General features: G+C 69.0%; 8 protein-coding genes. 4 read left to right on the top strand and 4 right to left on the bottom strand.

Annotated elements, in window-relative coordinates:
• Nucleotides 1–370: 370 nt before the first annotated feature.
• Nucleotides 371–616 (bottom strand): type II toxin-antitoxin system RelE family toxin, encoded by a 246-nt coding sequence (locus C4313_RS10670; RefSeq protein ID WP_352429846.1) that lies wholly within the window; start codon nt 614–616, stop codon nt 371–373.
• 235 nt (nt 617–851) lie between these two features.
• On the opposite strand from C4313_RS10670, the gene C4313_RS10665 reads away from it, so the two are divergent.
• The 3 genes from C4313_RS10665 to C4313_RS10655 are packed head-to-tail and all read left to right on the top strand — an operon-like array spanning nt 852 to nt 3,313.
• Nucleotides 852–1,964, top strand: coding sequence for a cation:proton antiporter (locus tag C4313_RS10665; protein ID WP_352429845.1), 1,113 nt, complete (start codon nt 852–854; stop codon nt 1,962–1,964).
• Between the two features lie 36 nt (nt 1,965–2,000).
• Nucleotides 2,001–2,357, top strand: coding sequence for a hypothetical protein (locus tag C4313_RS10660; RefSeq protein ID WP_352429844.1), 357 nt, complete (start codon nt 2,001–2,003; stop codon nt 2,355–2,357).
• Nucleotides 2,354–3,313 (top strand): aldose epimerase family protein, encoded by a 960-nt coding sequence (locus C4313_RS10655; RefSeq protein ID WP_352429843.1) that lies wholly within the window; start codon nt 2,354–2,356, stop codon nt 3,311–3,313. The genes C4313_RS10660 and C4313_RS10655 overlap by 4 nt, the downstream gene beginning before the upstream one ends.
• A 12-nt stretch (nt 3,314–3,325) precedes the next feature.
• Here the strand turns inward: C4313_RS10655 and C4313_RS10650 are convergent, their stop codons facing one another.
• On the bottom strand, nt 3,326–3,820 hold the full coding sequence (locus C4313_RS10650; protein WP_352429842.1) for a DinB family protein: 495 nt from the start codon (nt 3,818–3,820) through the stop codon (nt 3,326–3,328).
• 256 nt (nt 3,821–4,076) lie between these two features.
• On the opposite strand from C4313_RS10650, the gene C4313_RS10645 reads away from it, so the two are divergent.
• Nucleotides 4,077–4,439, top strand: coding sequence for a 4Fe-4S dicluster domain-containing protein (locus tag C4313_RS10645; RefSeq protein ID WP_352429841.1), 363 nt, complete (start codon nt 4,077–4,079; stop codon nt 4,437–4,439).
• Nucleotides 4,440–4,525: 86 nt separating this feature from the next.
• Here C4313_RS10645 and C4313_RS10640 read toward each other — a convergent pair whose 3' ends face one another.
• Entirely contained in the window at nt 4,526–5,905 is a 1,380-nt protein-coding gene (locus tag C4313_RS10640) for a dipeptidase (RefSeq protein ID WP_352429840.1), read from the bottom strand.
• Complete coding sequence (locus C4313_RS10635) at nt 5,902–7,410, bottom strand: FAD-dependent thymidylate synthase (protein ID WP_352429839.1); 1,509 nt, start codon at nt 7,408–7,410, stop codon at nt 5,902–5,904. Before C4313_RS10635 ends, C4313_RS10640 begins: the two co-directional genes overlap by 4 nt.
• Nucleotides 7,411–7,553 lie beyond the last annotated feature (143 nt).

Below are 7,553 nucleotides of genomic sequence, written 5' to 3'. Positions count from 1 at the left end.
CGAAACGGATGACCGGCCCCTTCCGGCTTCCTCGACCCGTGGCGCGTAGACCGGCCCTTCGCCGTTCCGCCGCCCGAGGGATCTCCACAGGCGTCCCTTCCCGGGGAACTCCCGGTAGGGCCGCTTCGGACGGCCCGCCCGGAGCCGGCTGGGTTTTCACCGGCTCTATCTGCATGATGGCAGAAAACCCGCGAGCCGTCCACCGGCTGTGGGAACGGGGCGCTGGCCCACCTCGAACCCACCGCCAGGCGGTGAGGGGGCGGGTTCCGTGCGGGCGTGCCCCGTCGGAAAGCTTCGTGGCCGAAATGGCTGATAATAAAAATGTCAGCTGTTGTCAACCCTTCGACCTTGGGCAGGCTCCCTGCGGATCTCATCGGTAGGCATCGTTGCGCTTGCGGATGTCCTCCACGCGCAACGTCTGCGCATCCCAGGTCACATAAATCCGATATTCCCCTGCCCGATACGACAGCAACTCCCCCCGATCATGCCGGATCTTGGTCAGCGACGGCCGCGGCATCCGAGCCAGTTGGTCGATCCGTCGCATCACCTGCTCCCGGTGCTTCGGATGCAGTCCCTCCAGGGCGCGCATCGCCCGCTCGGTGAGCAGCAGCGTCATCTCCTCTCCTCCATCCCCTCGATCCCTGTTCCTACGTTTTTCTAACCTCGCTTCTAATTTTACAACGCCATGGAAACCCCGGCGAATTTGGTGGGCGGGGGAGCGGGCGCGGTCCGATTCGTGTTAAGATGAATGCACGTCGGATCGAGGGAAGGAGGATGGAGGGGCATCTGACGGCCTTCGTGGTCCTGCTGGCCCTGCTGGTTGTTGCGGCGAAGGCGGGATCAGCCTGCGGTTGCGCCAGCCGGCCATCCTGGGGGAACTGGTGGCTGGCCTTCTGTTGGGCCCCAGCCTGCTGAACGTTTTCGAGTGGCCTCTTTTCCACCACCAGGAGTTCCCATGGATGGTGGCTGTGCTGGGGGAACTGGGGGTGATCCTTTTGATGGGGCTGGCCGGTCTGGAGATCGAACTGGAGGAGTTCGTGCGGGCCCGCCGGGTGGCCTTGCTGGCCGGGACGGCGGGGGTGCTGATGCCGCTCCTGCTGGGCGCGCTGGTCGCCTATCCCTTCCACGGCGACGTGGCCACCTCGATCTACATCGGCTTGGTCCTCAGCGCCACCAGCGTCAGCATCTCGGCGCAGACGTTGCTGGAACTGGGCCGCTTGCGCTCGCCGGAGGGGATCGCCCTGCTGGGGGCAGCGGTGGTCGATGACGTCCTGGCCCTGCTGGCCCTGGCGGTCTTCACCAGCGTGGTGGGCATCGGGGGGGAGGCCGGCGGCGGGCCAGGATCGGTGCTGATCGCCCTGGTCCGCATGGGGCTTTTCCTGATCCTTGCCTTCGCGCTGGCCCGCTTCTTGCTCCCTCGGCTGGCCTCCTGGGTCCAACGGCAGCCGGTCAGCGAGGGTCTGATGGCCCTGGCCTTTGTGGCCATCCTAGGGCTGGCCGGGGCTGCTGAGGAGGTGGGGGGCCTGGCCGCCATCACCGGCGCGTTCCTGGCCGGCCTGGGTTTGGGAACCCATCCCAGCCGCCATCAGATCGCGGAGCGCCTGCGCCCGGCCGCCTACGGCTTCTTCGTCCCCCTGTTCCTGATCAACGTGGGCCTGCGGGCGGATCTGCGAACGATGTCGGTAGAGGGGGCGATCTTCACCCTGGCCCTCATCGGGGTGGCCGTCCTCTCCAAGGTCGTCGGCTGCGGGGCGGGGGCATGGCTGGGGGGGTTCCGGCCCCTTCAAGCCTGGCGCCTGGGGCTGGGGATGATCTCACGGGGGGAGGTCGGGCTGATCCTGGCCTCCCTGGGCCGCTCGGTCGGGTTCCTCCAGCCCTTCGAGTTCGTGGCCGTGGTGGCCATGGTGCTGGCCACCACGCTGCTTACTCCCATCCTGTTGCGCTGGGCCTTCGGAGGCCGGTGAGCAGCCAGCCCCGGAATCCTTCCGCGGAGGTTCTCGATGCCGAAATGTGTGGTGGTGGTGATCCCGAATCTGGAGAAGGTTCGGGATGTGTTGCGGGCGTGGGAGGCCCTGGGGGTGCCCGGGGTGACTATGATCGACACCATCGGGATGGCCTCCTTGCGCTACTGGGTTGGGCGGGACGACGTCCCGTTGATGCCCTCGCTGCGCCGGCTCCTGGAGAGCGAAGAGGCCGCCTTCCATCATCGCACCCTGTTCTCGGTGGTCCCCGACGACTTTGACCTCGAGGGGCTGATCCAGGAGACCGAGCGGATCCTGGGCCGCTTCGAGGAACCGGAGACCGGTTTCCTCTTCGTGCTGCCGGTACTGGACGCCCGAGGCTTCCGCCGCCCATGAGCCGCCTGAACGTCTGGGAGGACCGTTTCCAGGGCCTGCCGGCCCTTCGGGTCGACAACGGGCGGCTGCGGCTGGTCCTGCTTCCCGATCTGGGGGCCAAGATCGCGGCTTGGGAGGATGCGGAGCGAGGGGTTTCGTGGCTGTGGACGAACCCGTATCTGCCGTGGCGGCGGCCGGAGCCCGGGGCGAGCTATGGGGAGGCCTTCGATCTGGGGGGATGGGACGAGTGCTTCCCCGCCATCGCGCCCGGGGTGTATCCGGCGGGGCCGTGGGCCGGCCGGCCCATCCCGGATCACGGGGAGGTTTGGTCCCGCCGCTGGGATCTGGCGGCATGGGAGGAGGAAGACCGGCTCCTCGTCCGGGGGACGGTGGAGGGGGAGGCGTTCCCCTATCGCCTGGAGCGGACTCTGATCCTGGAGCCTGAGCGCCCGACGGTCCGTTTGCATTACCGCCTGACGAATCGCTCCCCGGAGACGTTCTACTTCCTGTGGGCAGCCCATCCCCTCCTCCCCTTGCTCCCGGGGACCCGGCTGTTGATCCCCGGGCCGGCGCGGGGCCGGGTGGCCGCGGCCATCGGGATTGAGCCGACGGCCGCGGATTTGGAATGGCCCTGGCTTCCGGTCCGTGGCGGCCGCCTGAACGTGCAGGAGCCCGATCCGGAGGGGGGCTGGGCCCTCAAGGTTTTCCTTCGGCCGGCGGCGGCGTGGGCGCGGCTGATGCGGCCGGAGGGGACGTGGTGGGAGATCGGCTGGCGGGGGCCGTTGACCCATCTTGGGCTGTGGATCAACGCCGGAGGGTGGTCCGGCGCGGGGACGCCGCCCTATCGCAACCTGGCCCTGGAACCGTGCCTGGGGGCGCCGGACGATCTGGGCCTGGCGATGCGGGAATGGGGGGCCTTTGGCCTGTTGCCGCCGCACCAAGAGATGGGATGGTCCCTCACAGTGACGGTCGGTTGAGGCGGAGTCGCTTCACGGCGGGGGTGAAGGGGCCCGACGTTGGCGCCAGCGCTCGATGTCGGCCCGGTGCTCGGCGTCGTGCTCGAAGGTCTCGGCGGCGATGTATTGGGCGAGGGGTTCCCTCAGGCCGGGGAAGCGGCCGGGCTGGGCGAGGTCCTCGTCGGAGAAGCGCTCCAGCCGTTTCAGCAGTTGCCGGAAGGTCCCGTGGAAATCGGCCAGCACCCGCTCCAGGGGCCGGTCCTTCTGTTCGCGGTAGAAGCGCTCGTTGAGGGCGTCCACCTCGGCCTTGGAGAGGATCAGGTCTTTGGGGCGCCGTCCCTGCTCCAGCATGAAGAGGTGGGTGATCAGGCGGCCCTGCCAGACGGCGATGTGGGCCAGGATGTCCTTCACGGTCCATGTCCCGAAGACCGGCTCCCCGGTCATCTCTTCGGGGGAGAGGCCTTCCAGGGCCTGCAGCAGCCGCTCTCGTTCCTCCTGGATCCGTCGGATGAGCGTGGCGCGGTCCATCGGTCGGGACCTCCTGGGCCAGGGCTGCGGGATCGATCTGCGCGGGCGAAGATGCCTCCATGATGGCATGCGGGGAAGACGGACGGAAAGCCGTCGGATCCCTCCGGGAGCGCTGGAGCGACGGCGGTTGACAGGGCGTGCCTCCCTCAGATAGAATGGCCGCGAATGTTCAGCGGAGGTCTGGCGTCATCCGAGGCGGGATGGCCGGGCCTGGACCTTGGATCCTCATCTGAGACCCTGAGCCAGGAGGGCAGCGATGACGCACATCATCACCAGTTTGTGTCTGCGGGATGGCGCGTGTGCCCAGGTCTGCCCCGTCGAATGCATCGTCCCCGGCAAGCCTGAGGACCAGTGGCCCTGGTATTACATCGATCCGGACACTTGTATCGACTGCGGGGCGTGTGTCCCGGAGTGCCCGTATGAGGCCATCTTCCCCGAGGACGAGGTCCCCGAAGCCTACACCATGAAGCCCGGCCAGGTCCGGGTCATCATGCGGGCCCCAGGGGACATCGAGCGCTACGAGGCCAAGGGGGGCGAGGTGGTCAACCTCCGGGAGGACATCCCCTTCAACTACAAGTTCTACAAGGAAGGGCCCGGCTACAACGCCCGGAGCATGTAGCCGTCCCCCCGGAACAACGGCCCCGGCCCGTCCCTGGGCCGGGGCCGTTTCGGTCGGGCGCGGCGTCGGGTTCCGATCCCTGCGGCTCAGGTCACCCCGTAGTTGTAGAAGAAGTGCACCAAGGCCTCGAGGCCGCGGGACCATGTGGGCAGATGCAGTTTCTCGTTGGGGGCGTGGAGGTTGTCGTCGGGCAGCCCGAAGCCGGTCAGCACGGATTCCACTCCCAACATCTCTTTCAGTTGGGTGACGATGGGGACGGTCCCTCCCTCCCGTTTGAAGACCGGAGGTCGTCCCCAGACGGTCTCCAGGGCCCGGCGGAGGGCCTGCACGGCCGGGTGGTTGCGGTCGGTCAGCACCGCTCGCACGCCGGCCATGCGGATCACCTCCCAGCGCACGGTCTTCGGCGCGCGTTCCTCCAGGTAGCGCAGCAACTGCTGATAGACCTCCTCAGGATCCTGGTCGGGCACCAGTCGCATGGAGATCTTGGCGCGGGCCTCCGCCGGCAGCACCGTCTTGGCGCCGGGCCCGGTGAACCCGGAGAGGAGGCCGTTGACCTCTAGGGTGGGCCGGGCCCCGATGCGTTCCACAGGGGTGTAGCCGGCCTCACCCCACAGGGCAGGGGCCCCTGTCTGCTCCAGGTAGAACCGTTCATCCACAGGCAGGCGGGCCAGTTCAGCGCGCTCCTCCTCGGTCAGCGGGCGCACCCGGTCGTAGAAGCCAGGGAGGGTCACCCGCCCCTCGGCGTCGTGCATGCCGGCGATGAGTTCACAGAGGGCCTGGGCCGGGTTGTGCACCACGCCGCCGTAGAGGCCGGAGTGCAGGTCGTGGCTGGGGCCGTAGACCCGCAGTTCGAAGTAGGCCAGCCCCCGCAGCCCATAGGTGATGGTGGGCGTGTCCGGGGCGATCATTCCCGAATCGGGGTTGAGGGAGACGGTGCACGCCAGCCGGTCCCGGTGGGCCTGGAGGAAGGCGGGAAGGTGGGGGGAGCCGATCTCCTCCTCGCCCTCGATGAGGAACTTCACGTGGGCCGGCAGGGGTCCGCTGCGGGCGACCGCCTCGAAGGCGGCGATGGTGGCCATCATCTGGCCCTTCATATCGGAGGCCCCCCGGGCGTAGAGGTTCTCCCCTTGCACCCTCGGCTCGAAGGGGCCGCTGGTCCACAGGTCCAGGGGATCTGGCGGTTGCACATCATAGTGGCCGTAGATCAGGACGGTGGGGGCCTCTGGGTGAGGGGAGCGTGCCTCCCCGTAGACCACCGGATGGCCGTCGGTGGGCAGGATCTCCACGGGGTCGACCCCGGCGGCCCGGAGCCGTTCCGCCACCCAGCGGGCGGCCTGTTCGACATCGGGCCGGTGGGCGGGGTCGGTCGACACCGAGGGGATGCGGAGGAAGTCCTTCAATTCCTCCAGGAACCGGTCCCGGTTCCGACGCACGTAGTCCAGCGCCTGCATACGGGGATCCGTCATCGTGGGCCTCCGTAGGATAGATCTTCCACCGGCGACGGTCGGCGGTCGGCGCCCCGCCCGGTGGGCTCGCGGTTCTCCGCCGGCGGGTGGGCGACGCCGCCGAAGGTCGCGGCGATCTCCTCGGCCGGGGGGTAGTCCGCGCATCCCATGTAGGCGGCCAGGGCGGGATGGACGGATCGGATGGCCTCGTAGATGCGCATGGCGATGTAGCGGTAGGCGAAGTGGCCGTTGGGGCCGCCCCGGAGCCGGCACAGGTGATAAGCCTCCCGCAGGTTCATGGTCATTAACACCCGCCGGTAGACGGCGTTGGGCAGCACGTAAGCAGCGGCCTCCCCCACGGTCGGCCGCATGGCCTCAGCCAGTTCCATCGCCGCCTCCACGGCGGCGCGGTAGCGCCCGCCCAGCCCGGCCTCCTCGATGGCCCGCGGGATCGCGTAACCGTAAGCCGTGGTCAACGGCTGGGGCGTTTGGGTCATCATCCGGTGGCGTTTGAGATCATAGTAGGCGCCCTCGTCCATCAGGCAATCGAACGTGTAGACGATGTGCTCTAGTTCCCGCAAGGGGACGTCGAAGGGGCTCCGGCCGCCCAGGGCAGCCTCCAGGGCCTCCCGCCGGGCCTCGGAGGGCAGCGAGCGGGCGCAGGCCATGGCCGCCTCGAAACTGACGGCCCGGAACCGATACAGGCAGGCGGCCACAAAACGGACCTCCGCCTCCGGGTCCCAGGCGATCAGGCGCACCGCGTCGTGGGGTGCGGGGGCCTCCGGGAAGGCCGCCGCCCACGCTTGCAGCTGCGCGGCGCTGGCCTGGAGGTAAGCGTTGGGCTCGGCGTATTTCAGCAGGGTGGGCACCTCCTGACGGGCGACGGCCCGCGCCGCCTCGGCGATCTCCCGGACCTCGGCCAGGGGATGGGAGAGCCATTTGCGTAGACCGTGCTCCAGCGCCCGGGCATTGACCGTCATCCCGACGTTGGTCAGGGTGGCCGTCGGCAGCAGGTAGCGACAGACGTCCATGGCGCGGATCCGGAGGCGGATCTGGTAGGCCTTCTCCCCCTCGTCGGGGCGGCGAGGGAGCCACGCGGCCACCACCCGGCCCACTGGCTCCAGGGCCGCGTGATAGGTCTCGAACAGGCGCTCGACCGCCGCCCGGTATGCCTCCAGAAAGGGGGAGGCGGCGATCTCGGGGGGGACGTAGAAGGCCTCGCGGTCCAGGACCTGGAAGCGGGTGGATTTCTCGGTGAAGGAGGCCAGCCGCACCCCCTCGATGGCCTCGGCGGCCAGGCGGGAGATGTTCTCGAAGGCGATGTGGAGGACGGCGTGCTCGGCGACCGAGGCATGGCCGTAGCCGATCACCCATTTCTCATGGAAACGGGCGGCGGCCTCGTCGTTCAGGGCCTCGGCGATGGCATCGAAGGGCTCAGGGCTGCGGCTGGTTCGGGCGAAGGCCACCGCGATGACCTCCGGACGATACCGCCTGGGGTCCAGCAGGTAGATCCGCCTCGCCCGCATGGGCCCTCCCTTCCCTGGGTGGATCGGCGGACAGTCCCCTCCGCCCGGCGTCCCATGCCGGCGCGCGGTTCCTCCCTCGCGCCGGGGTTCGGGCGGCGGGGGATGGCGGAGCCCGGCGCGGGGATCCGGGGCGGCGGCCGGCG

It is taken from the genome of Thermoflexus sp. (assembly GCF_040289485.1).
GTDB lineage: Bacteria > Chloroflexota > Anaerolineae > Thermoflexales > Thermoflexaceae > Thermoflexus.
This window is presented reverse-complemented; position numbering and strand designations above follow the sequence as displayed.

Excerpts from the sequence above, each read along its gene's own strand:
- C4313_RS10660 (WP_352429844.1), top strand. The coding sequence starts at position 2,001 with ATGCCGAAATGTGTGGTGGTGGTGATCCCGAATCTGGAGAAGGTTCGG.
- C4313_RS10640 (WP_352429840.1), bottom strand. The coding sequence starts at position 5,905 with ATGACGGATCCCCGTATGCAGGCGCTGGACTACGTGCGTCGGAACCGG.
- C4313_RS10670 (WP_352429846.1), bottom strand. The coding sequence starts at position 616 with ATGACGCTGCTGCTCACCGAGCGGGCGATGCGCGCCCTGGAGGGACTG.
- C4313_RS10655 (WP_352429843.1), top strand. The coding sequence starts at position 2,354 with ATGAGCCGCCTGAACGTCTGGGAGGACCGTTTCCAGGGCCTGCCGGCC.
- C4313_RS10645 (WP_352429841.1), top strand. The coding sequence starts at position 4,077 with ATGACGCACATCATCACCAGTTTGTGTCTGCGGGATGGCGCGTGTGCC.
- C4313_RS10635 (WP_352429839.1), bottom strand. The coding sequence starts at position 7,410 with ATGCGGGCGAGGCGGATCTACCTGCTGGACCCCAGGCGGTATCGTCCG.
- C4313_RS10650 (WP_352429842.1), bottom strand. The coding sequence starts at position 3,820 with ATGGACCGCGCCACGCTCATCCGACGGATCCAGGAGGAACGAGAGCGG.